Source organism: Bacillus infantis, assembly GCF_020171945.1.
Classification (GTDB): Bacteria; Bacillota; Bacilli; order Bacillales; family Cytobacillaceae; genus Bacillus_AB; species Bacillus_AB infantis_A.
Map to the genome: position 1 here is coordinate 1 of NZ_JAIVAP010000006.1, position 20,574 is coordinate 20,574.

A 20,574-nucleotide genomic window follows, 5' to 3' on the forward strand; every position below is an offset into this window, starting at 1 on the left:
ACTGTGAACGAAGAAGCGAAAGAACTGCCGGAAGTCATTGCGATTGATGAGTATAAAGGGGATACAAGAGAAGGAAAGTACCAGCTTATCATCGCTGATGGGGTCACTCGTGAACCCATTGATATCCTTGAGAATCGTTATAAGAAAACAATCAAGCAATACTTAAGGAAGTATGGAGCCAATGTCAAAGTGGTTGTCATGGATATGAGCCCGTCCTTCAAGGCGGCTGTCCAACAGGCGCTCGGAAAGCCAGTTATTGTAGCTGACCGCTTTCACTTCGTCAGGTACATCTATTGGGCATTGGATGGGGTCAGAAGAAGGGTTCAGGCGGAATGGCATGATTATGACCGGAAGAAATGCAAGAGGGGTCGCCATGTATTCTATAAGAGGTCAAATAAGCTGTCGGAGGAAGACAAATGGCTTCTTCGCAGATACCTAGATATGTCCCCTGAATTGAAATTGGCGTATGAATTAAAAGAGCAGTTTTGTCGATGGTTTGACGAAGCAAAGCTAAATGGTGAGGAAAAGATTCTCCTAACCAAAGAGTCACTTTATAATTTCTACGAGGACGTTGCCCAGGCGGGCATTCCTGAGTTCATGAAAGCTGCCAAGACAATTAAAAACTGGCAGATTGAAATACTAAATAGCTTTAGCTATAACTATTCAAATGGCTTTTTAGAAGGCCTCAATAACTTAACAAAAGTCATGAAACGAAATGCATTTGGCTTTAGAAGCTTTAAGCGTTTCCGAGCCAAAATCTTATTAACTCACAAGTATAAAAAATTGGGTGTGCATATTGGATAAGGGTGAAGCCCTTTGGACCTCCCCCCAACATTTGACGTAGAACCTATAAAGTTAATTTACATATAAGGCTTTTTATCTCGATTACGAATAGAGTTTATGAGCCAGTATATAAATCCGTTTAAAATAGTTCCAATAAACATGCAAATGCCAATAAATCCATATCCCATACCGCTCCAGCCGCCGATAAACAAACTAATAATAACGATGGCTATGCTGATTATGATTAGAGCTGAAAAGCCTCCTCTCAGGTACTTGTCTTTCATTTTAGAATTTTTTAGAACTATAGATGCAACTGCCAATAAAGTGCTGATTCCTAATGAAATAAAGATAAAAACTCTAAAGCCTGCCATACTTTTCCCTCCTGAACAAACACAGTTTACAATTAGTTGTACTATTATAGTAATTTTCTTCAAAAAAGCTACAAAGTTTACGAAAACATCCTTATAAAAAGCCGGGAAGGAATGCCTATTTAGTATGAAGGAAATGATCATTGATTTATTTGAGTCATATACGCATATAGCCTTGCTGCTAAGCCTTGTAATCAACATTATCATCAGTCTGCTTGGAGTTGTACCGAGTGTTTTTCTGACTGCCGCGAATTTGGCGGTATTTGGTTTATGGGGAGGTATCACAGTATCCTTTGCAGGTGAGGCCATCGGTGCCGCTGCTGCCTTCATCCTCTACAGAAAAGGATTTCATAGGCTAAAGGATATGCGCGGCCTTTCCCATCCCAAAGTACAGAAACTATTGGAGGCCGATGGCAAGGAGGCATTCTCCCTGATCCTCGCATTGAGGATTCTTCCTTTTGTGCCGTCAGGTCTTGTCACCTTCATTGCATCAATTGGAAAAACCAGTTTCCTTACATTTTTCCTCGCCAGCACCCTTGGAAAAATACCGGCCATCTTGATTGAAGGCTTTTCCGTATACCAGATTATCAATATGGAATGGGAGTGGAGAATAGCGGCAATCGCAATTGCCGGCATTCTGCTCATTTATGTTTCAAGGAAGTTTCGTACCCGGTAAAACAAGACAAGCGCCATTTGAGCGCTTGTCTTGTTTTTTTCCGGAGAATGGGAAAAGGAAATAGGCTTGCTGCATTGAATATGAATATACAAAGCAATGATTAGGAGTGATCACATTGTCCGTTAACAGCCTCAAAATATACCCGGATTGCCCTGTTGTAAAAAGAACGATAGAAGCGGGCGGCATGACAAAGCAACAGCTTCTCCAGAGATTGCAGCAAGCCTCTATCCTGATGAACGAGTATGGAGAGAGATTGTTTGCTGATGATCTGTACACAGCTTCCGCTGAAAGGTACGAGGTTAAAACCATTGAACTGACAGTGGCGAGCCTTGGTTTTCAGCAGGGAGCTCCTCTGGACCAGATTTTTCAAAGAGCAGGTGAACTTGGACTGAGTTTGTGTCCGCTGGAGCTGGGTCCTTATATAAGGCTGCAGTATTTGGATCAGCCTGAAGGGTTATCCGCAGAATCTCAGCGGCATCAGGCACCTTCCGGCTCCATCACCATTGCTTCAGCCGTACTGACAGATGACCATGATTTCCCGAAAGGCTTTTATCTAAGAAGCATGGACGGCGCCTTATGGCTGCGCGGTTATATTGCGGATTACCTGCATATTTGGGATCCCAATGATCATTTTATTTTTGCAGAACCATCCTCGGGAGAAAAGAAATGAAAATGATCCCGTATCAACCGCACTATGCCTCCGAGACCGTGAAAATGTGGAGAGACAGCAAGGAGAAGGCAATTGGCCAAAAGGAAATTCACAGCTTTGAGGACCATGTGTATTTTTTAAATAATATACTGGCTGAACAGTTTCGGATCGAACTGGCGCTGGTGGAAGGAAAAGTAGCCGGAATCATCGCCTATAATGACATTGAAATCAGCCAGCTTTATATTCATACTGATTATCAGGGAATAGGAATAGGAACAGCACTGCTCAGCAGGGCAAAAGAACAGTCGAGCGGAAGGCTAAACCTGTATACATTTGAAATCAATAAGAATGCGCAGCGGTTTTATGAGAAGCACGGATTCACCATTATTGGCCGGGGCACCGTGAACGAAGAAAATTTGCCTGATATTCTTTATGAATGGAAACGAGAGGATTAAATAAATTTATGAAAGAAAAGTTTGTAAATATAAAAGACTGCACACTATTTATAAGAAACATGGGCGAAAACAACGGAAATCCAACCATCATCTTGGAAGCAGGCTATGGCGACCATTCAAAAGCCTGGGACCCGGTAATTGAAGAGCTTTCAACATTGTCGAGAGTCTTCACCTATGACCGGGCAGGGCTCGGAAAAAGTGAAAGAAGCTCCAGCCCGAGAACCAGCGGCGAGATGGTAAAGGAACTAAAACAGCTGCTCACGGCAGCAGGGATTGCCCCGCCATATCTATTAGTCGGCCATTCATTTGGCGGCGGGAATATGCGGATGTATGCAACAGAATATCCTGAAGAAGTATGCGGGCTGATTCTGATCGACTCGACGCCTGAAGAATACAGGGAGAGATTTCTCCCGACAATGCCGGAGGATTTTCAGGAAGCCTATCATAAGCAATTCGTCCGGGAAGGCAATTATGATGAGTTTATGGAAAGCCTCCAGCAGCTGAAGGATACGAGGCGCCGGTTAGATGTGCCGCTCATTGTTCTATCAGCCGGGAAGAAGGCTTACTATTCTGCTGAATCACAGGCATTGTGGAACGATATGCAGCGGGAACTGCTGGAGATTTCCTCGCATGGTGAACTGGTGATTGCTGAAAACAGTGCTCATTATATACAGCGGGATGAGCCTGAAGTGATTGTTGATGCTGTAAGGAAGCTCATTGATCTGCAAGGCTGCGGATAAATATCTTTTAAAAGGACGTTGATTCTATATAATTGAATGTCCTTTTTATTTTGCGGGCAGAGATATCTGGATAAAAGAGGGGATTGCGTTCTGATATAGAACTGTTTATATAGCTGACATGAAGGGGGTGAACCTAATCAAAAAGCTGGCCAAGTACTATTTGCTTGTGAATCTATTTTCTATTCCTGTTTACTTTTTCTCCTTAACAATGGCAGCATTCTCATCAGATTCCGGGAAGGAGTCTGTTTTAACAGATATCCTGATGTTCGCTCCCTTTTTAATTATAAATCTTATCGCGATGCTGTTCAGTTTAAGAAAGAAGGATATTGATCTGCCCTTAGTTTGGAGAATACTCTTTTTGCCGATTGTGTTGTTTGTAGTGCCAGCTATTTCGGTTGCTGTGATCTTTGTGGCAGCGACTGTGTTTTTCTGACCAATTTTAATACTCAAGACAAATTAGATTCTTACATACTTTTAATTAGGAAAAGGAGAACTACAACTATGTCCATGTACCATAAAACCATAGGAGAAGGCTTTCCCATCGTCATGCTGCACGGCTGGACACTTGACCACAGAGTGATGATGCATGCAATGGAGCCGTTGTTCGAAAAGCGGGACGGCTGTAAGAGAATCTATATAGATCTGCCGGGGATGGGACAGTCTCTGCCGCAGACTTCCATACAGAACTCGGATGATATGCTGGAAGCTGTGCTGCAGCTTTTGGACGATATCATTCCTGAAGGGCCGTTTGCAGTCTACGGCTATTCCTATGGCGGCTATCTGGCGAGAGGAGTCGCTTATTCAAGGCGAAATCGTGTCCGCGGACTTATGCTGCTGGCGCCGGTGGCCATAGCTGAATCTGCAGGCAGAACCTTGCCGCAGCATGCCGTATTAAAAAAGGACAGCAGCTTAATCTCATGCCTGTCCCCAGAAGATGCCGAAGAGTTCTGTTCAGTTGGGGTCGTGCAGGGCGAGGGAGAATGGGGAAGGTTCGAAAAAGAAATTCTGCTTCCTTCCAGACTGGCAAATGCAGAGTTCCTTGAGAGAATCCAGACAAATGGATACGGCTTTAGCTTCGATATATCCGCTAAACTTGACTGCCCGGCGCTGATTATCACAGGAAGGCAGGACCATATTACCGGCTACCGTGATACTTGGGAGCTGATAGAGGATTATCCGCGGGCAACTTTTGCAGTTCTAGATATGGCAGGCCACAATCTGCAGATTGAGCAGGAAGATGTATTTAACGCTTTAGCTGATGAATGGCTGGATAGGCTTGAGTCGAAGGACTGAGAATAGGCATAGGAGCAGGTTTCTTGAGTCCAAGCGGGCCGAGGGACCTGTCCCCCTGGCTCAATAAGGAGGAAGCTTAACATGGATGAGATGTTAAGACGCATTACGGCTGCAGCGGACGAAACTGGATTCTCGGGTACAGCTTTTGCCAAAAGGGAAAGGGACGTTTTGGCTGAGGTGAGCTTTGGCTATGCCAACCGTTCTGAAAGGATAAAAAACAGTGCAAATACCCGATTTGGGATAGCCTCTGGATGCAAACTGTTTACAGCGATCGCCATCTGCCAGCTGGTGGAAAGCGGCAAATTATCTTTTGATGCAAAGTTAAAAGATTGTCTGGATGCTTCATTTCCTTCTTTCGATGAATCTATAACAATCCATCATCTGCTGACACATACTTCCGGTATCCCCGATTATTTTGACGAAGAGGTCATGGAGGACTTTGAGGATTTGTGGGTTCATAATCCTATGTACAAAATAAGGACACTGGAGGATTTTCTGCCCCTCTTCCAGGACCAGCAGATGAAGCTAATGGTTGGAGAAAGATTTCATTATAATAACGCAGGGTATATTTTACTCGGCTTAATTATTGAAAAGACCAGCGGCTTGTCTTTTGCAGATTATATTCAAGAATATATATTCAATATGGCAGGAATGAAAGAATCAGGGTATTTTGAGTTTGATAGTTTGCCCGCAAACACTGCTGCCGGATATATCGATTTCTCTGATGGAAGCTGGAAGACCAATATCTATTCGCTGCCCGCAAAAGGCGGTTCAGATGGCGGGGCATACATCACCGTCAATGATATGGATAAGTTATGGGATGCACTGCTCCATCATAAGCTTTTAGGAGATGTTTATACGAAAAAACTCCTCACCCCTTCTGTGCAAACCGATGAGGAAGATCAGTATTATGGCTATGGCGTGTGGATTGAGATGAATATGGAAGATATTTTAAAGTATCATATTATGGGCTATGACCCTGGCGTCAGCTTCCATTCCGCCTACTATCCTCAAAACGGCAGTAAGGTTGTTGTGTGCTCGAACCAATCGGAAGGGGCATACGATGTGATGAAGGAAATTGAAGGTGCAATATTGCGTTTAAAGTAATCAGGAAGGACACAGGGACAGGTTCCTTTTCCAAATTGGGAAAGGGGCCTGTCCCTTTTTCTCGTGATTTCCAACAGCAAGCAGGAAACCTGCCGCCCTGCAGCGAAAAGAGTTATATGCATTTTTTGGAAAAACAGCAAAGGAAGCTGATCATAATGAAATTAATAAGACCTGAACAGATACATGAAGATCAATTAATGAGTTACCGAAAAGCATTTTTGGACTCGGGAGAACATCTTTATGGAGGCTCTTCCCTGCAAAACTATGAAAAATATGAGGAATGGCTTGAAAAAGTCATCAGCCAGGAAAAAGGGGAGATGCGCCAAATCGGGTCCCTGCGACACAGTTCTTGAGCATGGTTGATGATAGAGCAGTCGGACTGATTAATATCCGTCATCGGCTTACACCAGAACTGCTGGTGGAGAGCGGGCATATCGGCTACAGCATACATCCGGCTGAACGCCGCAAAGGATATGCCGCTGAACAGCTGAAGCTGAGCCTGGCTGAAGCAAAAAAACTGGGGCTGGAAAAAGTGCTGGTCACATGTGATAAAGCGAATATAGCTTCAGCCAGGACCATTCAGAAAGCTGGCGGGGTTTTGGAGAATGAGGTCATTTCTCCAGACAGCGGCGGGGCGGTTCAGAGGTATTGGATACAAGTATGACTTCTAATCCGTCTTTTTCCGCACAGGGAATGGCGGATTCAGCTTTTCTTTTTAAGATATAGTAAGCAGGAAAGGAGGTTGAATATGGATTGGCTTTCGAGATTAAATAGAGCAATGGATTATATTGAGGAAAATTTAGCAGGTGAAATAGATGGAAAAGAAATAGCAAGAAGAGCTTGCTGTTCGGGTTACCATTTTCCAAGGATGTTTTCTTCAATGACCGGATTATCTTTATCAGACTATATCAGACGGAGACGCTTATCACAGGCGGCATTCGAGCTCCAAAACAACCCTGAAGTCCGGGTTATTGATCTGGCGTTTCTTTATGGCTATGATTCCCCGGATGCCTTCAGCCGTGCTTTTAAAAATCTTCATGGGATTACTCCATCTGCGGCCAGGAACAAGGGAATTAAGCTAAAAGCCATTCCAAGGCTTTCCTTTCAAATTTCAATTAAAGGGGACGTGGAAATGGATTACCGGATCGAAGTATTGGAAACTGATGTTGAAATAGCGGGAGTCAAGAGGAAGGTGGTTACGGAGGATGCTTTCAAAACAATCCCTGGGCTGTGGAAAGAGGCAACCGAAACTGGCCTGCTGCAGCGGTTTATTGATCTGTCCTGGGAAAATCCCCAGTGCAAGCTGGAAGGGATACTGGGCGTAGTCGGAAAACAGGCTGCCATTACAGATGAGGAATTCGATTATTTCATGGGCTGCCGTTATTCTGGTGAATCTGCAAGCGAAATGGAGAAAATCGTGATTCCTGCAGGTACTTGGGCGGTGTTCCCTGACGTTTCTGAAGCATGGAAGCGCCTTTACACCGAATGGCTGCCTGCTTCAGGTTACGAACTGGCAGATTTGCCGTGCATTGAGAATTATTTGGCGCCTGATAGAGTTCCGAACAGCGAGTTGTGGGTGCCGGTTATAGCTAAATAGACAGGTTATTGTGCCAAGCTGTATGCGGCCTGTTTCTCTGCTTTAAAAATATATTTAGGAGGGGGTTCTATCAAGCCAACTCTGTTAATCTTCGGAACGGACCATTTTGCAGGCATAGACAATGGAGATATGTATGTCACGGACAAATTAGATATTTTATCGAATAAAAGACAGGCAGAAATCCAGGAGGTCGTCACTTGTTTAAAGAAATTTAATCCGACAAAGGTAGCACTGGAAGTTCTGCAGGAAAACGAAGAAGCATTAAATGATGAATATGCTTCTTATTTGAATGAAGACTATGCCTTAACCGTTAATGAAGTCGATCAAGTCGGATTCAGGCTCGCAAAGGAATGCGGTTTGGGACAGGTACATGCGGTCGACTGGAATCAGGATGAGGATGGTGTTCCGGACCTGGGGGATTTAAGTGAATGGGAAGATACAGAAGAGTATAAGGCATTTACAGAGATAGGGCAGAAAATCACTTCTGAAGCAAATACATACTTGCAGAATCATTCCATAAAAGACTATTTGCTTTGGCATAATGATCCTCAGAATATTGCCAGGGGGCAGGAACTTTATATGAAGATGTCCCTGACAGGCAGCAACAGCAACCCGGCGGGCGCTATTTGGACAGCGAAGTATTGGTATTATCCCAATCTGCTAATTTATAAAAATCTGGTTAACTTAGTGGATTCTAATGAAGAACGGATTTTTGTACTATATGGTGCGGCCCATCTCCATTTGCTATTGCAGTTTGCAAGGGAGAGCGGGTTATTTAATGTTGAGGCTGCGGGGGATTATCTAAGGCAGGGATAACTTCTTGATACAGTTTTGAGGCCAGGGGGTCTGTCCCTCTGGCTCAAAAAATGAAACTCTCCTGGCACTTATCCGTATACATATATTAACAGGAGGGATAACGATGGAAGTTAAAGTGGCAGAGAAGAATGGGAATTTGCAGATAAGCTGGCTGTTAAATAAAACTGAAATACCGTTATCGGCTATTACGGAAGTGTCAAATGACGATACATATGCCGGGCAGGAAAAGGAAGCCATAAGAATTGGGTTTCCATCCGGCAATACAGACAGAGTAGTCATTAAAACAGAGAAAGAAACTTATATACTTTTTACGAGTATGGGCGGCATAAAAGAAAATATCTTAGCTTTGGTGAATAATTGTGTGCGTTGATCTCAAGGAGGATTGACGCTTCTTCTGTTGAAGTTCTTTAATAAGCGGGCAGGCACTCATATGTGCAATCACAGCTGAAATGGGCCAGGGGGTCTGACCCTATGGCTCACAACTTGAAAAGGGGGCTGAAATGTGGATTTACTATTCTGGGTTCTTTTCGGTTTTTTCATAGGCGGATTTGCGGTGCTTGTTTCTATGAAGAAAAATATGGAACACAGGGTCGCTTCGCTAAAAAGAGATGGGGAAAGCAGCAGTGTCTCATCCCGGCCTGTAGTCTGGTGGATTATTTTGACGACAGTCTGGGGAATTGTGAGCATGGGGCTTGTTGTGTGGTGGTTTTCGGTTAGCTGACATAAGTTTTGCCGATAAAAGTGAGGAGATCAATTATGGAAAACTGTATTTTTTGCAGGCTGGAACTCGAGCCGGATCAGAATATTATCATGAGCAATGAACATTGTCTGTTTTTACAGCTGGGGCAGAGTCAAATAAAGGGAAGCCAGCTGGAAGGCGCCGGATTAATTGTTCCGATAAAACACAGGGAAACTGCCTTTGATCTATTACAAGAAGAATGGAAGGCAACGTACAGTCTCCTTCAGGATGTCAAAAAGTACTTGGATGATAAGCATCAGCCTCAAGGCTACAATCTGGGCTGGAACTGCGGCGAGGCTGCCGGGCAGCATGTTTTCCATGCCCATTTTCATGTGATCCCAAGATATGGGGACGAGCCTCTTGCAGGTAAAGGAATCAGGTATATGTTTAAAGGAAAAGAAAATCAAAGGGGGCTTAGACCTTCCCCATTGGCCACTTAAAGGAGAGCGCTAATGGAAAACAACGTGTTTGGCAGATTGCTCAAAGATATGATACAGAGAAAAGAAAGCAATCAGCGGAAGTAGTCGCTGGAGAAGTAAGGACTGAACTGCAGAATAGCAAGGATCACATCTGTATGCATACGGCAAGGACTGAATATATATAAAGTCATAGGACAGGTTCCGTGCGAAACGGGCCAGCGGACCTGTCCCCTTGGCTCACAGGGAGGACTTTCAAATGTATAATAAAAACCACGACCCAAAGGGAAACGTGAAGGCGGAGATTTTACTGTCGGGGCAGTCCCTATCTTTTAAACTGGATAAAAGTGAAACAAAGATTTTGCTCGACAATATGGAAAAAGCATCGCATGATTTTAAAAAAATGGACTCTATTAAGCTGTATCATCCTGACGGCAGATTAAAATCGGTAATCAACCCACTGCAAATATCCAGGATTTGGTTTACATGAAAAAGAAGGGACAGGTTCCTTGTCCCAAGCAGACGGGAAACCTGTCTCTCTGTATTAATGTGGAAGCATAATAGTCTTGAGATACTTATTGCTTATGTTAAAGGCTGCATTCTCATTAAGTGATTAAGCCTGTGCTTAAATGTATCCATAAAGAATTCGATCTTTATGAGCAGCGTAATAATCCTTTTAACTAAGCTTGAGAGTGTACTCAAAATTTATCCCTCCACAAGAATATTAGTGCCAGGAAGAACCGGCACTACCATTAATATCTTCTATAGCCATTCCCTTTATTCAAGTCCTTTCTTGATGATTTGGGAACGGTTTTCCATTTGCGGGGGTTCCTCGAACCAGCCATTTTTAATCTTAATGTCAATCCCTTCCTGAGCGTAGAAATAGACATCTTTTGCGAGCAATAGTGTTTTCATCGCCAAATCGTTTCTTAAACTGAAAAATCCCCCTGTGCCTGAACCGATCAGTCCAAACCCATTAAGAATATATATGCAGTGCATCATCAGCTTGTCAGAAAAGGGAGGAACTGTTGATGCAGTTACCGTTGCACCGGAAGTCGCGGAGAGGTGGACATCCCCTTCCAGAAGCAATTCCTCCATAACTTTGACCTGTTTCTTAGCAAGATCTTTCCCTTTTAAAAAATATTGCCTGGCTTCTTTGTTTTGGGCGCACTGAGCAAAGCCTGTGATTAACTGCATTCCAATATTATTAACTTCAAGATTGTGATGAAGTATCCCAACCTCCAGGGCGGATAAAGGCCTTTTTTCACCAATTAACTTAAAACCTTCCATGTACTTTTTGCTTTTAATAAATTCTGTTTTCTTTGGCATTGTCATTTTGGGAGGAAGAGCCAGAATTCCGTTTTCAAGTAAATAACGTGTTGAAAGTTTATAGATTTTTTGAGTGACAGTTGTGAGTCCCTCATAAATGGCCATTACCTTTTTGTTGTAGGTCATATTTAAGCCAAGGGTATACAGGCCCATGCTAACTTCCTTTAATACACGGACAAACATGATATCAAATCCATTGTCATATAACTTGGGGGCCTCCAGGTTTACATCCTCTGATGTGAAGCCCACAGGTTTAACCATCCCCTGTTCAGAAAATAAATTTTCCATCTCAGCTACATAAAAATCAAGCTCCTGCCATAATCCGCCCAGAATATTTCTTGCTTGCGGGTCATCTGCCTTTTCAAGAAAGTATTCCAAAAACCTCATAATCAAGGTTTTTTCCTGATATGTCTGCCAAAGCGAACCTATTTCGGACACATTTAAAGGGTTTGTCAGAACCATGCAAGATACCTCCTAATCAAATATCCCTATATTTGACTATGTATTAATTTCTAGAATATCCAATTAAGGAAATACAATTCTGCTTTAAGGGCAGAGTAACCTGTGACACCGCCTTATTTAATGGTAAAATTTAGTGCGGGAGTGGAAAGAAAAAGATCATCACAGAGAGGAGAGGATCAACATAGAAAAGGTTTCCTTTGAAGATCAGCTGGAAGCAATAAAGTCCTTTCAATCAACCATTCGAAAACTCGAAAAGGCATTGGCCCAAATGACTGAAAAAGGTGCAAATACAAATTTAGTAAAGAAACGATTTAAAGCCGCTTGTATCGGCCTGGATACCCTGGAATACATATGGAATCAAAAACCCCATCATTACTCTTCGGAAGAATTAACAGAAGCCCGCCAAGTCCTTATAGGATTATTCCCATCCATTGAGAACACATATGACAAGTTAAAGGCAGGCAGTCCTCAAAGGACGCTTCTTGATAGAAGACTCAAAGCATTGGAATTGGCGGTGGAAGCCATTGACGACTGTTTCAATAAATAAGTTAACTGCCTGTGGGTGTTTCCTATGATTGTGTTGCTATGGCAAATATCATTAATCCTTTGTATTATCACTCTCCTCTATGGTCTATTTGGGAGATCGCAGCTCTCACTGCTGATTAGCTTTATCACATCAATTCCAATAGCTTATTACTTCCTTGGAGCTGAAAATGGCTGGAGGCTGGTTGCTTTAGCTCCTGTACTGATACTGATGCTGGCTTTTGTTTTATGGAGAAATAAAGCACAATGATCCGCTGAGCAGAAGGATTCCCATCCTTTTTGTGGAACTTTAATTTAGAACCGTCTTTGGTAAGGAGGTCTAGAGGCAAATTAAAGTTCCAGATTTCAAGAAGAAACTGATGAAGCTGGATGGGGGAAGTATCGTGCTGCAGGCAGTCTGGAAAAACACATTGTATATACTGGAACATAAACTCAATGTCCTAATCGAGTGCTGGAAAGAAGGACTATTCCTGCAGGGAATTATCCACGATTGGTCAAAATTTTCCCCGCAGGAGTTTCTGCCGTATGCTAAGAAGTTTTTCTATAAAGGTCAAAAGGACTCCACAGATGAACTAAAGTGGAAATATGCCTGGCTCCACCATCAGCACAAGAACAAGCACCATTGGGAACACTGGGTGGTTGATCCGAAAAATAAACAAGCCCTGCCTATGCCCAGAAAATATCTTCTTGAAATGGTTTGTGACTGGCGTTCGTTTTCGAGGAGATGGGGAAGAAGGGTGAAAGCTTCTGCTATGGACCTGAGCGGCAATATTATATTGCATCCTGATACGAAAAAGGAACTGGAAGTTATATTGATGAAGAAGACAGCAGAGGATGCTAAGCGGAAAAATAGAGACGTGATTTAACTTGGAAAAGGCTGCCCGCAAGGCAGCTTTTTTGCTGTTTCTAAATATAATGCAGGAAAGAAAAGCGGTAGCGGATTTGAAAAGTGAGCCAGGGAACCCGACCCCCTCGCCCAAAAAATGGTTGCACGGTTTTGTCAGTGTGTATATAATGTGTATATAGTATATATACAATAGTTGAAAAAGAGGGAATTCCATGCAAATCATTATCTCCAATCGTAGCAAGGAGCCGATTTATGAACAAATTACTAAACAGATTCAATCCTTGATTTTAGCGGGGGATCTGCCGGAGGGGGCAGCGCTGCCTTCTATACGCCAGCTCGCTAAGGATCTGCAGATCAGTGTGATTACGACGAAACGGGCTTACGAGGAATTGGAGAAGGCAGGCTTTATTTATTCAATTGTTGGCAAAGGGTCTTTTGTCGCCGAACAGAATTTAGAGGTCATTAGGGAAAAGAAGCTGAAGGTCATTGAGGAACAGCTGGGAGCGGTTATAACCAACGGCCGGGAAATTGGTCTCTCATTGGATGAACTTCAGCAGCTATTGAAGATTTTATATGAGGAGTGACTGTATGGAAAACGTGGTCGAATTTAAAAATGTTGCCAAGGAATTCAAGAGTTTTTCCATTAAAGATATAAATTTTCAAGTGAAGCAGGGCTTTATCACAGGATTCATTGGAGGGAATGGCGCCGGAAAGTCGACGACCATTAAAATGATGATGAATCTGCTGAAGCCGGATCAGGGCGAGATCAAGATCTTCGGGCTGGATTATAAGACACATGAGAAGGACATCAAAGAGCGCATCGGCTTCGTTTATGATGGCAATGTGTTTTATGAAGGGATGAATTTAAAAGACATAAAACGTATTGTTGGACCGGCATACAAGCGCTGGGATGATCGTATGTTTTATCAATATGTGGAGCAGTTTGAGCTGCCCCTTAATAAAGCGATCAAAACCTTTTCAAAAGGAATGCAGATGAAGGCGTCGCTGGCGATTGCCTTATCGCATCATGCGGAGCTGATTATCATGGATGAGCCGACATCAGGCCTGGATCCTATTTTCAGGCGGGAAATGCTCGATTTGCTGCAGGAATTGATGCTCGATGACCGGCGCACGATTTTCTTCTCTACACATATCACCACAGATTTGGACCGCATCGCTGATTATATTGCTTTTCTGCAAAATGGGAGACTGGTATTTAATCAGTCTGTGCACGAGGTGGCGGAAAATTATGCGCTCGTAAAAGGCGGGCTGGAACTTTTGGACCGGGATACAGAGAAGGCTTTTGTCCATATTCACCGGGCTTCTACAGGGTTTGAGGCCCTGACTGACAATATCGAACTTGTAAATAATACTTTTGGCCATTCTGTGGTAGTGGAACAGGCGAGCCTCGAGGATATTATGTATTACATGAAGGGGAGGAAAAGCTATGTTTAACCTTATCAGGCGTGATGTGATACTGCAGAAAAAACTGATCTTGACCTTTATTCCTTTTATCCTGTTCTTTATTGTAATGGACTCGCATCCTGTGCTGATTTTCAGTGTTGCCAGCATTTTCATCCCTTTTAATGCCTATGCCTACGATGAAAAAGCAGAGGCGAACATTCTGCTGAACAGCCTGCCTTATACGCGCAATGAAATCATTGCTTCACGTTATCTCGGAGCAGTTATCTATATGATTTTGGCCATAGGCGGCACTTGCCTGGCATTGCTCGCATTCAATAAGGCATTTACCATCGAAGATATGGCTATGGGCGGCGGCATCTTCTTAGCATTTGCTGCATTCACATTTCCGCTGTTTTATATATTTAAACCAGGGCATATCACAACAGTCCTGATGATTACATTCGTTCTATTAACAGGGATGGGCCCGCATCTCCTGAACTTAATTGCTGAAGATTTATCTTTAATCACTGGCTTTATAGAAAGCTTATCCAATCCGGCATTGTACACGTGGGCAGCAGCCATTATTTTGGGCCTGTATAGCATATCTTGGGGAGTCACCACATTCATTTATCAGAGAAAAGCATTTTGAGAAAAATGGATGAAGTATTAGAAAGCTAAAAAAGCAGGGATATATTACATACTAAATAGGGGTTGGAGGGGGAAGGCAATGATTAGTTTGAAGCCAATCGGGTTTGCCTGCAATGAAAGGAATGAAATAGAAGACGATTATTGGGGCGAAGTGGTCAGCAGGATCGTACTGGACAATTCTCTGCCAGAGGAAGCGCTGGCCGGAATTGAATCCTTCTCCCACTTAGAGATCATCTATCACTTTCATCGGGTGGATCAAAGTAAAATTGTGCCTGGTGCAAGGCATCCCCGTAATGACAGCAGCCTTCCTAAAGTCGGGATCTTTGCTCAGCGCGGCAAGAATAGACCGAATCAATTAGGCCTGACAACTGTAAGGGTGGTCAAAAGAGAAGGCAGGGAACTGACCGTTACAGGACTTGATTGCATCAATGGGACACCGATTCTTGATATCAAGCCGGTGATGGAGGAATTTCTCCCTGAAGAGCCGATCAGCCAGCCTGACTGGTCCCGGGAGATTATGAAGAATTATTGGTGATAATGTTCCGGGCGAAAAAAAGAGATCAGCGGCTTCCTGCTGATCTCTTTTTCATTCAGTTGGCTCTATTTATTACCAGAACCGAAACAAAGGGGACAGGTCCCTTGGCTCTTTTTTGACAGGGCCGGGGGACCTGTGCCTGCTGCATTAGAGTGAGGGTTTGTGAATTGTGGTTAAAGATAATTAATGGCGGAAGGTAATAATCTTTTTAATAAAGAATAACTTATAGAAATGGAAATATAGATTCAGAAAAACTGGGGGACAGGTTATGAAAGACAAGGCGGAAAAAAAGTTCAAAGCACCAGCTGGTTCTAAAAGTGCCATTACATTCGGTTCTGCTTTAGCTATAACAATATCGTGGAGTATTCATAAATCCGTTCTCTGGGCAATCCTTCACGGATTCTTTAGTTGGTTCTACGTTATATACTATGTTTTAACAAGATAAGACTAATTAACGGAGCTTAGCAACTCTATGATTCTACAGCAAAGTTCAGAAAAGGGATGGCGCTCTCCATCCCTTTAGTCATTGCCTTCCTATAACATCCTCAACAACCTCAAATGCCTTCTCCTTAGTTATTCCCGCTCCATAAAACCTGAATATCATAAGAGTCTTCTTCAGGACTGAAGAAGGTTATAAGTAAGTCAGTCAGTATCCCCAGCAGCTTCCCTATAGTGAATTACCAATCCGTCTGCGATCTTTTACTCGCTTTCACTGCCACCGCAAAAATCAGTTGTGAAGAATCAGTCACTCAAGTTCGCTATGTATGGTCTCGAGTAAGATTTTTATTAAGCCACTAGCTGGCTAACTTTGAGAGATTAACACTCTAGTTTATGGAAAAAAGGCCAGGTATGTTTTCATAAGTAATGAAACATATTGATATCTTTAACGTAGTAATAGAGAGGACTTTGAGTTATCGTTTGATAGAAAGGGGGCAGGGACGTTGGTGAGAGAAGTAAATAGGTCAGTTAAAAACTTCTTTGATTCAAATGCAATGTACCTCCTGTTTTCAAATATATTGTGGGCGGTATTTATGTCGCTTATCCCGTATGGAATCTGGAATATGAAATTATTTATAACGTTTATGATCGTTACAGTCATCGAAGTTTCAATAGCTTGGATATGGTGGAAAAAGCCCGATATTGGGATAGTAAGATATAATTCTTTAACAGCTTATACTCAATTTTTAACAATGTCAGTGTTTCTCTCCGTTCCTATTTATAGGATGACATGGGGATATATGTGGTTTGCAGTATTCTTAGGGATATTTGTTCTTGTATGGATATTGTCAATGTATAAAAGGGAATCTTTATTCTTGGCCTTTACGAGTCCAAAAGGTTCGAAAACTTTAATCCCAATATTAATGGTACTAGGTGTTTTTTTTATTCTGGGAGGCTTATCTTCATATAGAGGTCAGGAAATGGTACTCATGGCTAGTTTAACGGATTACGGAAAAGCGTGGTATATTTCGTTATTTTCTTACGGATTAGGTTTATTCATAATGTTTATAACTGCGCGCTATTAAAGAAGGGCTGAATGAGTTTACGATCTTGATATATCCTTTGAAAGATTACGAGATAGCATTAAAAGAATTCGCAAGTTTGATGACCAAGCATCTCGGTTCGAATAAAGGGCAGAAAAAGTTGAGAAAGAGAGGACCTCCCTTGAAGCCTTTTAAAGATAAGATTTATTGGACGCTGCTGCCTGTTGGAATAGTAATTGGTATTTTCGCCGTATTTGTTCTCCCAATAAAAAATACCTATGCCTTAATATTGCCAATTGTATTTTGGGTTGTTTATTATACTTGGACTTATCTTGACGTAAAAAAACGTAATAGATAATTTCTTACTGATGTTTAGGTTAAAGGTCAGCTAACATAATCAAGGCGGCTATTAAAGGGAGAAGAAGAATGAAAAAAGTAAGAAGTTTATTTTTTGCTGGCTTACTCATATTGTTGTTAGGAATATATTTGTCTACTCTTTCATTAACTTATTGGGTTAGTATCGGTACATTACTTGCAATTATCGGTGGATTTTTAATGGGCGGCAGTACATATTTTATACCTAAATCCAAGGAGTAAGCATCGTCCCGGCAAAAAAACAAAGGGATGAAATACCCCATCCCTCTACCCATTATTCTCAATAATATCCTCAACAACCTCAAATGCCTTCTCCTTTGTCATTCCCTCTCTCAATGAAAACTCAATATTATAAGAGCCATCCTCGAGATTGAAGAATGTTACTAGCATATCTGTATCCGCTGAAATCTCTCTATAATGAACATCCACACCGTTGATAGTCTTTATCTTGCTGTCATTTTCGCCATCAATAATCTCGAAATTGCTGCAGGTGATGATGAAAAGCCAGGGTTCTCCATCATATAGTCCATATAGAACCTTCGAATCCATTGTGCTCTCGTATTTTTCGATAAACTCTTTGTCCCTTAACTTGCCTTTTTCTTTCGAATAGACCACAACCAGGTCCTTTTTGTCACCTGTTGGCGGATACTTAATCTCTGCAGAGGTGATGGGATACTTCTCATATTCAGGGATATATACATCTGTCTCAATTTCCTCGGCAGCTTGATCTTTAAAAGAATCGGCTCCTCCATTCGTTTGAGAGGAACAGGCACCGGCAATAAACATCAAGCCAAGCAGTAAAAGACTCATTCTCCGCTTCAATTTCTCAGCTCCCTGTTTTTAAGACTGTTATCACATTTTAACATATTATTCCAAACGCTATAAAGGAAGAACAGTTTACCCCTTCAAAGAAGGTCAAACTTCTAATGATATAGAATAGGTAATAAAAGGAAAAATAATGATAGCGGAGGGTTAGAATGGAACAGATCTTCAGAGAGATTGTAGAAATCATGCATCACGACTACGCGGGGTGCATTGATAAAGAGGGATGGGATCATCCAGAGGCTTATTTTGAAAAAATACAGCTTTTAAAAGAAAACAATATGCTGACCAGGGAACATTTTGCAGATACAGTAAGAGACTATCTATTGGACTTTCAGGACCACCATATTTACTTTTTTGACAGCTCGGAGGAAAAAAGAAAGCCACTGGACAGGGGATTCCGGGTCAGGCGGTATAAGGACTGCCTTTATGTTACGGGGGCGAATAATGAACAAGATGTAAAAATGGGAATGGCATTTATTTCACTTGGGGGCTTCACCATCCCGGAACTGAAAGAAAAGCACAGCCGGCTTTTGAAGGCTAACCATCCAGAACGGGAAGACTGGATGCCGATCCTTTCGCTGTATGAATATGGAGACATACAGGATGAACAGGGGAATGTCCGTAAAATCACTTTCAATAGTTATGAAAAACCAGGATATACGCCAGACTATACTGTGGAAAAGGTAAATCAGGATACATTGCTATTCACCATTACAGATTTTGCGGATCCGGATGCCATTGTAAAATTGGTCAATGATAATAGGAATCTGCTTGAATCAGCAGCTCAATGGATTATAGATGTACGGGTCAATTATGGAGGAAGCGACTCCAGCTATTATCCTTTAATGCCGTATATAATGCCTGAAGAAGGTGTGGAGCTCGCTGACAGAGAGGACACAATGCTGTTTAACTGCACTCATTCGAACGCCGGCAGATTCCTGGCAGAAACGCTCCCGGAACTGGAAGGCATCCAGGGGGAAGAGGCACAGCAATTCCTTAAGGTTTTTATTCGGGAGTGGGAGAAGAACAAAGGAAAAGGGTTCGTAGAGTTTGACTTTGAAGATATTGTGCCTGACACCTTTGTTAAAGGCACCCAAAATCCTAAATCAGTTGCAGTTTTGTCAGATTATATGTGCGGCAGCTCTGGTGATTCCTTTGTTGAGCTTTGCAAAAAGTCCAGTAAAGTCCGGGTCATCGGCAGGCCGACAAAGGGATTAAATGATTATGCCAATCTCATAAGCAAGAAATGGGATAACGGATTTGAATTTATGTATCCCACTTCAAGGCTGTCGCGGATCGATAGAGGCATGGGGATGACAGGCAAGGGAATAGAGCCGGATTTGTATGTCCCTTGGACACCCGAGCATTTGGAGCGGGATGCTGACTTGGAGAAGGCGCTAGAGTGGCTGGCATTGGAAAAAAGTACAGCCAGGTAGGGCAGATTTTACAAAAGAAAAAGACAGACCCAAATCTGCCTTTTCATCATTATCTCGCCCAATCCACAGGCGGCTTAGTAAGCTGCGCGGGCACACCTAATTCCTCTGCTGCTGCGAGAATGAATTCTTTCCGGAAAAAATAGCTTACATGCCTGACGATTTTCCCGTTTTCGGTTTCCTGGTACTGAATATCATGGATGAGCGGGCCTTGTCCTTCGTCGGCAAAAACAATAATAACCGGCTTGCCCCAAAGTATTCGGGGTTCTGCCCTGTATCCAGGCAATCCATAGCGCAGCGAGCCATTCCGCATCTCTTCTTTGCTGAATTCCGCGAAGCCTAATGGCGCTTCATTTTGGGCCTGGTCGCTGATCAGATTCAGGACAGCTTCGACATCGCCTTCGTTTAAGGCCTTTAAGTAGGCTTTGATGACCGGCTCATTTTCGTGGTTGAAGTGATGAATGGGAGTCTCGGGACTATTATGCTGCTTCAGTTTCTCCTTCATCCTTCTCGTTGTGGCATAAACGGCTCCCGGCGTGGTCCTGGCCATGCCTGCCACTTCCTCTGCCTTGAATTGAAAGACTTCAAACAGCAGAAATACGGCGATTTGCCTTGGCTTGAACAGCTCAACAAGGCAGCCGAGTGCCTGCTGAAGCTCCAGCGTCTCCGTAAATTCAACCGCTGGGATATCTTCTTCGTCTAATGTGCCAAGATTTCTTTTCTCCCTGCGGCAGTGGTCGATCCAGATGTTAGTGGCCATCCTGTACAGATAGGATTTTGTATTTGTCGGATGCCATCTTTGAAATAATCCGCCCAATGCCCTCAGCATCGTTTCCTGAAACAAATCCTCGCCATCCCACGGAGATCCGGTCAGATAGCGGCAATAATTCCAAAGCTGCCCGGAATGAGTGTCTGCCAGCTCAGTAAACAACTCCTTCAGCTCACGCGCCTTGCTCGTTAGTTCTTGATCTGTCACCATATAATCAGCTCCTTTATTGTTAAGACGAATAGGAAAGGCAAAATTGTACTATAAAAAAAGCAAAAATTACTAAA

29 protein-coding genes and 1 pseudogene are annotated in these 20,574 nt (G+C 42.8%); 26 read left to right on the plus strand and 4 right to left on the minus strand.

Annotated features, from left to right (window positions below):
* Window positions 1-804, plus strand: an 804-nt coding sequence (locus tag LCM00_RS10995; protein WP_224901528.1) for an ISL3 family transposase, incomplete at its 5' end; no start/stop codon positions are given.
* 56 nt (window positions 805-860) lie between these two features.
* On the opposite strand, the gene LCM00_RS11000 is transcribed toward LCM00_RS10995, so the two are convergent.
* A complete protein-coding gene (locus LCM00_RS11000) occupies window positions 861-1,154 on the minus strand; it encodes a YesK-like family protein (protein WP_224901533.1) in 294 nt (97 codons plus the stop codon).
* A 124-nt stretch (window positions 1,155-1,278) separates the two neighbouring features.
* On the opposite strand from LCM00_RS11000, the gene LCM00_RS11005 reads away from it, so the two are divergent.
* The 14 genes and pseudogenes from LCM00_RS11005 to LCM00_RS11070 all read left to right on the plus strand — a co-directional run bounded on the left by LCM00_RS11005 (window position 1,279) and on the right by LCM00_RS11070 (window position 10,129).
* Window positions 1,279-1,827: a TVP38/TMEM64 family protein gene (locus tag LCM00_RS11005; protein WP_224901535.1), complete on the plus strand. Its 549-nt coding sequence runs from the start codon at window positions 1,279-1,281 to the stop codon at window positions 1,825-1,827.
* Window positions 1,828-2,011: 184 nt separating this feature from the next.
* Window positions 2,012-2,497, plus strand: coding sequence for a helicase (locus LCM00_RS11010; protein WP_224902243.1), 486 nt, complete (start codon window positions 2,012-2,014; stop codon window positions 2,495-2,497).
* Window positions 2,494-2,931 (plus strand): GNAT family N-acetyltransferase, encoded by a 438-nt coding sequence (locus LCM00_RS11015; RefSeq protein WP_224901537.1) that lies wholly within the window; start codon window positions 2,494-2,496, stop codon window positions 2,929-2,931. Before LCM00_RS11010 ends, LCM00_RS11015 begins: the two co-directional genes overlap by 4 nt.
* A gap of 8 nt (window positions 2,932-2,939) precedes the next feature.
* Window positions 2,940-3,671: an alpha/beta fold hydrolase gene (locus tag LCM00_RS11020; RefSeq protein ID WP_404802156.1), complete on the plus strand. Its 732-nt coding sequence runs from the start codon at window positions 2,940-2,942 to the stop codon at window positions 3,669-3,671.
* Window positions 3,672-3,789: 118 nt separating this feature from the next.
* Entirely contained in the window at window positions 3,790-4,104 is a 315-nt protein-coding gene (locus LCM00_RS11025) for a hypothetical protein (protein WP_224901541.1), read from the plus strand.
* Window positions 4,105-4,172: 68 nt separating this feature from the next.
* Window positions 4,173-4,964 carry an alpha/beta fold hydrolase gene (locus LCM00_RS11030; RefSeq protein WP_224901545.1) on the plus strand — a complete coding sequence of 264 codons (792 nt, stop codon included), beginning with the start codon at window positions 4,173-4,175 and terminating at the stop codon, window positions 4,962-4,964.
* Between the two features lie 81 nt (window positions 4,965-5,045).
* Window positions 5,046-6,071 carry a serine hydrolase domain-containing protein gene (locus LCM00_RS11035; RefSeq protein WP_404802153.1) on the plus strand — a complete coding sequence of 342 codons (1,026 nt, stop codon included), beginning with the start codon at window positions 5,046-5,048 and terminating at the stop codon, window positions 6,069-6,071.
* Between the two features lie 155 nt (window positions 6,072-6,226).
* Window positions 6,227-6,735, plus strand: a pseudogene (locus tag LCM00_RS11040) (GNAT family N-acetyltransferase).
* Between the two features lie 84 nt (window positions 6,736-6,819).
* Window positions 6,820-7,668 carry an AraC family transcriptional regulator gene (locus LCM00_RS11045; RefSeq protein WP_224901548.1) on the plus strand — a complete coding sequence of 283 codons (849 nt, stop codon included), beginning with the start codon at window positions 6,820-6,822 and terminating at the stop codon, window positions 7,666-7,668.
* A 129-nt stretch (window positions 7,669-7,797) separates the two neighbouring features.
* Entirely contained in the window at window positions 7,798-8,484 is a 687-nt protein-coding gene (locus LCM00_RS11050) for a DUF5694 domain-containing protein (protein WP_224901551.1), read from the plus strand.
* A gap of 103 nt (window positions 8,485-8,587) precedes the next feature.
* Complete coding sequence (locus LCM00_RS11055) at window positions 8,588-8,854, plus strand: SunI/YnzG family protein (protein ID WP_224901554.1); 267 nt, start codon at window positions 8,588-8,590, stop codon at window positions 8,852-8,854.
* Window positions 8,855-8,986: 132 nt separating this feature from the next.
* Complete coding sequence (locus LCM00_RS11060; protein WP_224901557.1) at window positions 8,987-9,205, plus strand: hypothetical protein; 219 nt, start codon at window positions 8,987-8,989, stop codon at window positions 9,203-9,205.
* Window positions 9,206-9,240: 35 nt separating this feature from the next.
* Window positions 9,241-9,663, plus strand: a complete 423-nt coding sequence (locus LCM00_RS11065; RefSeq protein ID WP_224901559.1) for an HIT family protein — start codon at window positions 9,241-9,243, stop codon at window positions 9,661-9,663.
* 235 nt (window positions 9,664-9,898) lie between these two features.
* The gene (locus LCM00_RS11070) at window positions 9,899-10,129 is read left to right on the plus strand and encodes a hypothetical protein (protein WP_224901561.1); all 231 of its coding nucleotides are present in this window, start codon (window positions 9,899-9,901) and stop codon (window positions 10,127-10,129) included.
* A 287-nt stretch (window positions 10,130-10,416) separates the two neighbouring features.
* Here LCM00_RS11070 and LCM00_RS11075 read toward each other — a convergent pair whose 3' ends face one another.
* Window positions 10,417-11,430: a DUF3231 family protein gene (locus tag LCM00_RS11075; RefSeq protein ID WP_224901563.1), complete on the minus strand. Its 1,014-nt coding sequence runs from the start codon at window positions 11,428-11,430 to the stop codon at window positions 10,417-10,419.
* Window positions 11,431-11,611: 181 nt separating this feature from the next.
* Here LCM00_RS11075 and LCM00_RS11080 point away from each other — a divergent pair, with 181 nt between their 5' ends.
* From LCM00_RS11080 to LCM00_RS11125, 10 genes are all read left to right on the plus strand, one after another.
* Window positions 11,612-11,977 carry a hypothetical protein gene (locus LCM00_RS11080; RefSeq protein ID WP_224902248.1) on the plus strand — a complete coding sequence of 122 codons (366 nt, stop codon included), beginning with the start codon at window positions 11,612-11,614 and terminating at the stop codon, window positions 11,975-11,977.
* A 355-nt stretch (window positions 11,978-12,332) separates the two neighbouring features.
* The gene (locus LCM00_RS11085; RefSeq protein ID WP_224901565.1) at window positions 12,333-12,839 is read left to right on the plus strand and encodes a DUF5662 family protein; all 507 of its coding nucleotides are present in this window, start codon (window positions 12,333-12,335) and stop codon (window positions 12,837-12,839) included.
* 193 nt (window positions 12,840-13,032) lie between these two features.
* On the plus strand, window positions 13,033-13,404 hold the full coding sequence (locus LCM00_RS11090; protein ID WP_224901567.1) for a GntR family transcriptional regulator: 372 nt from the start codon (window positions 13,033-13,035) through the stop codon (window positions 13,402-13,404).
* Between the two features lie 4 nt (window positions 13,405-13,408).
* A complete protein-coding gene (locus tag LCM00_RS11095) occupies window positions 13,409-14,275 on the plus strand; it encodes an ABC transporter ATP-binding protein (RefSeq protein WP_224901570.1) in 867 nt (288 codons plus the stop codon).
* On the plus strand, window positions 14,268-14,873 hold the full coding sequence (locus LCM00_RS11100; protein ID WP_224901573.1) for an ABC-2 transporter permease: 606 nt from the start codon (window positions 14,268-14,270) through the stop codon (window positions 14,871-14,873). Before LCM00_RS11095 ends, LCM00_RS11100 begins: the two co-directional genes overlap by 8 nt.
* A gap of 78 nt (window positions 14,874-14,951) precedes the next feature.
* Window positions 14,952-15,407, plus strand: coding sequence for an SAM-dependent methyltransferase (locus tag LCM00_RS11105; protein WP_224901576.1), 456 nt, complete (start codon window positions 14,952-14,954; stop codon window positions 15,405-15,407).
* Window positions 15,408-15,675: 268 nt separating this feature from the next.
* Window positions 15,676-15,852, plus strand: coding sequence for a hypothetical protein (locus LCM00_RS11110; RefSeq protein ID WP_224901579.1), 177 nt, complete (start codon window positions 15,676-15,678; stop codon window positions 15,850-15,852).
* A gap of 496 nt (window positions 15,853-16,348) precedes the next feature.
* Window positions 16,349-16,930, plus strand: a complete 582-nt coding sequence (locus LCM00_RS11115) for a hypothetical protein (protein ID WP_224901581.1) — start codon at window positions 16,349-16,351, stop codon at window positions 16,928-16,930.
* A 37-nt stretch (window positions 16,931-16,967) separates the two neighbouring features.
* Window positions 16,968-17,246, plus strand: a complete 279-nt coding sequence (locus LCM00_RS11120; RefSeq protein ID WP_224901583.1) for a hypothetical protein — start codon at window positions 16,968-16,970, stop codon at window positions 17,244-17,246.
* A 68-nt stretch (window positions 17,247-17,314) separates the two neighbouring features.
* Complete coding sequence (locus tag LCM00_RS11125) at window positions 17,315-17,485, plus strand: hypothetical protein (RefSeq protein WP_224901586.1); 171 nt, start codon at window positions 17,315-17,317, stop codon at window positions 17,483-17,485.
* Between the two features lie 45 nt (window positions 17,486-17,530).
* On the opposite strand, the gene LCM00_RS11130 is transcribed toward LCM00_RS11125, so the two are convergent.
* Complete coding sequence (locus LCM00_RS11130; RefSeq protein ID WP_224901589.1) at window positions 17,531-18,073, minus strand: hypothetical protein; 543 nt, start codon at window positions 18,071-18,073, stop codon at window positions 17,531-17,533.
* A 167-nt stretch (window positions 18,074-18,240) separates the two neighbouring features.
* Between LCM00_RS11130 and LCM00_RS11135 the strand changes: the two genes are divergently transcribed.
* Window positions 18,241-19,524 carry a S41 family peptidase gene (locus LCM00_RS11135; RefSeq protein ID WP_224901592.1) on the plus strand — a complete coding sequence of 428 codons (1,284 nt, stop codon included), beginning with the start codon at window positions 18,241-18,243 and terminating at the stop codon, window positions 19,522-19,524.
* A 49-nt stretch (window positions 19,525-19,573) separates the two neighbouring features.
* On the opposite strand, the gene LCM00_RS11140 is transcribed toward LCM00_RS11135, so the two are convergent.
* Window positions 19,574-20,500, minus strand: a complete 927-nt coding sequence (locus LCM00_RS11140; RefSeq protein ID WP_224901595.1) for a sigma-70 family RNA polymerase sigma factor — start codon at window positions 20,498-20,500, stop codon at window positions 19,574-19,576.
* Window positions 20,501-20,574: the final 74 nt, after the last annotated feature.

What these genes read in the sequence shown, in the direction of transcription:
- LCM00_RS11000 (WP_224901533.1), bottom strand. Translation starts at nt 1,154, where the DNA reads ATGGCAGGCTTTAGAGTTTTTATCTTTATTTCATTAGGAATCAGCACT.
- LCM00_RS11005 (WP_224901535.1), top strand. Translation starts at nt 1,279, where the DNA reads ATGAAGGAAATGATCATTGATTTATTTGAGTCATATACGCATATAGCC.
- LCM00_RS11010 (WP_224902243.1), top strand. Translation starts at nt 2,012, where the DNA reads ATGACAAAGCAACAGCTTCTCCAGAGATTGCAGCAAGCCTCTATCCTG.
- LCM00_RS11015 (WP_224901537.1), top strand. Translation starts at nt 2,494, where the DNA reads ATGAAAATGATCCCGTATCAACCGCACTATGCCTCCGAGACCGTGAAA.
- LCM00_RS11020 (WP_404802156.1), top strand. Translation starts at nt 2,940, where the DNA reads ATGAAAGAAAAGTTTGTAAATATAAAAGACTGCACACTATTTATAAGA.
- LCM00_RS11025 (WP_224901541.1), top strand. Translation starts at nt 3,790, where the DNA reads ATGAAGGGGGTGAACCTAATCAAAAAGCTGGCCAAGTACTATTTGCTT.
- LCM00_RS11030 (WP_224901545.1), top strand. Translation starts at nt 4,173, where the DNA reads ATGTCCATGTACCATAAAACCATAGGAGAAGGCTTTCCCATCGTCATG.
- LCM00_RS11035 (WP_404802153.1), top strand. Translation starts at nt 5,046, where the DNA reads ATGGATGAGATGTTAAGACGCATTACGGCTGCAGCGGACGAAACTGGA.
- LCM00_RS11045 (WP_224901548.1), top strand. Translation starts at nt 6,820, where the DNA reads ATGGATTGGCTTTCGAGATTAAATAGAGCAATGGATTATATTGAGGAA.
- LCM00_RS11050 (WP_224901551.1), top strand. Translation starts at nt 7,798, where the DNA reads ATGTATGTCACGGACAAATTAGATATTTTATCGAATAAAAGACAGGCA.
- LCM00_RS11055 (WP_224901554.1), top strand. Translation starts at nt 8,588, where the DNA reads ATGGAAGTTAAAGTGGCAGAGAAGAATGGGAATTTGCAGATAAGCTGG.
- LCM00_RS11065 (WP_224901559.1), top strand. Translation starts at nt 9,241, where the DNA reads ATGGAAAACTGTATTTTTTGCAGGCTGGAACTCGAGCCGGATCAGAAT.
- LCM00_RS11070 (WP_224901561.1), top strand. Translation starts at nt 9,899, where the DNA reads ATGTATAATAAAAACCACGACCCAAAGGGAAACGTGAAGGCGGAGATT.
- LCM00_RS11075 (WP_224901563.1), bottom strand. Translation starts at nt 11,430, where the DNA reads ATGGTTCTGACAAACCCTTTAAATGTGTCCGAAATAGGTTCGCTTTGG.
- LCM00_RS11085 (WP_224901565.1), top strand. Translation starts at nt 12,333, where the DNA reads ATGAAGCTGGATGGGGGAAGTATCGTGCTGCAGGCAGTCTGGAAAAAC.
- LCM00_RS11090 (WP_224901567.1), top strand. Translation starts at nt 13,033, where the DNA reads ATGCAAATCATTATCTCCAATCGTAGCAAGGAGCCGATTTATGAACAA.
- LCM00_RS11095 (WP_224901570.1), top strand. Translation starts at nt 13,409, where the DNA reads ATGGAAAACGTGGTCGAATTTAAAAATGTTGCCAAGGAATTCAAGAGT.
- LCM00_RS11100 (WP_224901573.1), top strand. Translation starts at nt 14,268, where the DNA reads ATGTTTAACCTTATCAGGCGTGATGTGATACTGCAGAAAAAACTGATC.
- LCM00_RS11105 (WP_224901576.1), top strand. Translation starts at nt 14,952, where the DNA reads ATGATTAGTTTGAAGCCAATCGGGTTTGCCTGCAATGAAAGGAATGAA.
- LCM00_RS11110 (WP_224901579.1), top strand. Translation starts at nt 15,676, where the DNA reads ATGAAAGACAAGGCGGAAAAAAAGTTCAAAGCACCAGCTGGTTCTAAA.
- LCM00_RS11125 (WP_224901586.1), top strand. Translation starts at nt 17,315, where the DNA reads ATGAAAAAAGTAAGAAGTTTATTTTTTGCTGGCTTACTCATATTGTTG.
- LCM00_RS11130 (WP_224901589.1), bottom strand. Translation starts at nt 18,073, where the DNA reads ATGAGTCTTTTACTGCTTGGCTTGATGTTTATTGCCGGTGCCTGTTCC.
- LCM00_RS11135 (WP_224901592.1), top strand. Translation starts at nt 18,241, where the DNA reads ATGGAACAGATCTTCAGAGAGATTGTAGAAATCATGCATCACGACTAC.
- LCM00_RS11140 (WP_224901595.1), bottom strand. Translation starts at nt 20,500, where the DNA reads ATGGTGACAGATCAAGAACTAACGAGCAAGGCGCGTGAGCTGAAGGAG.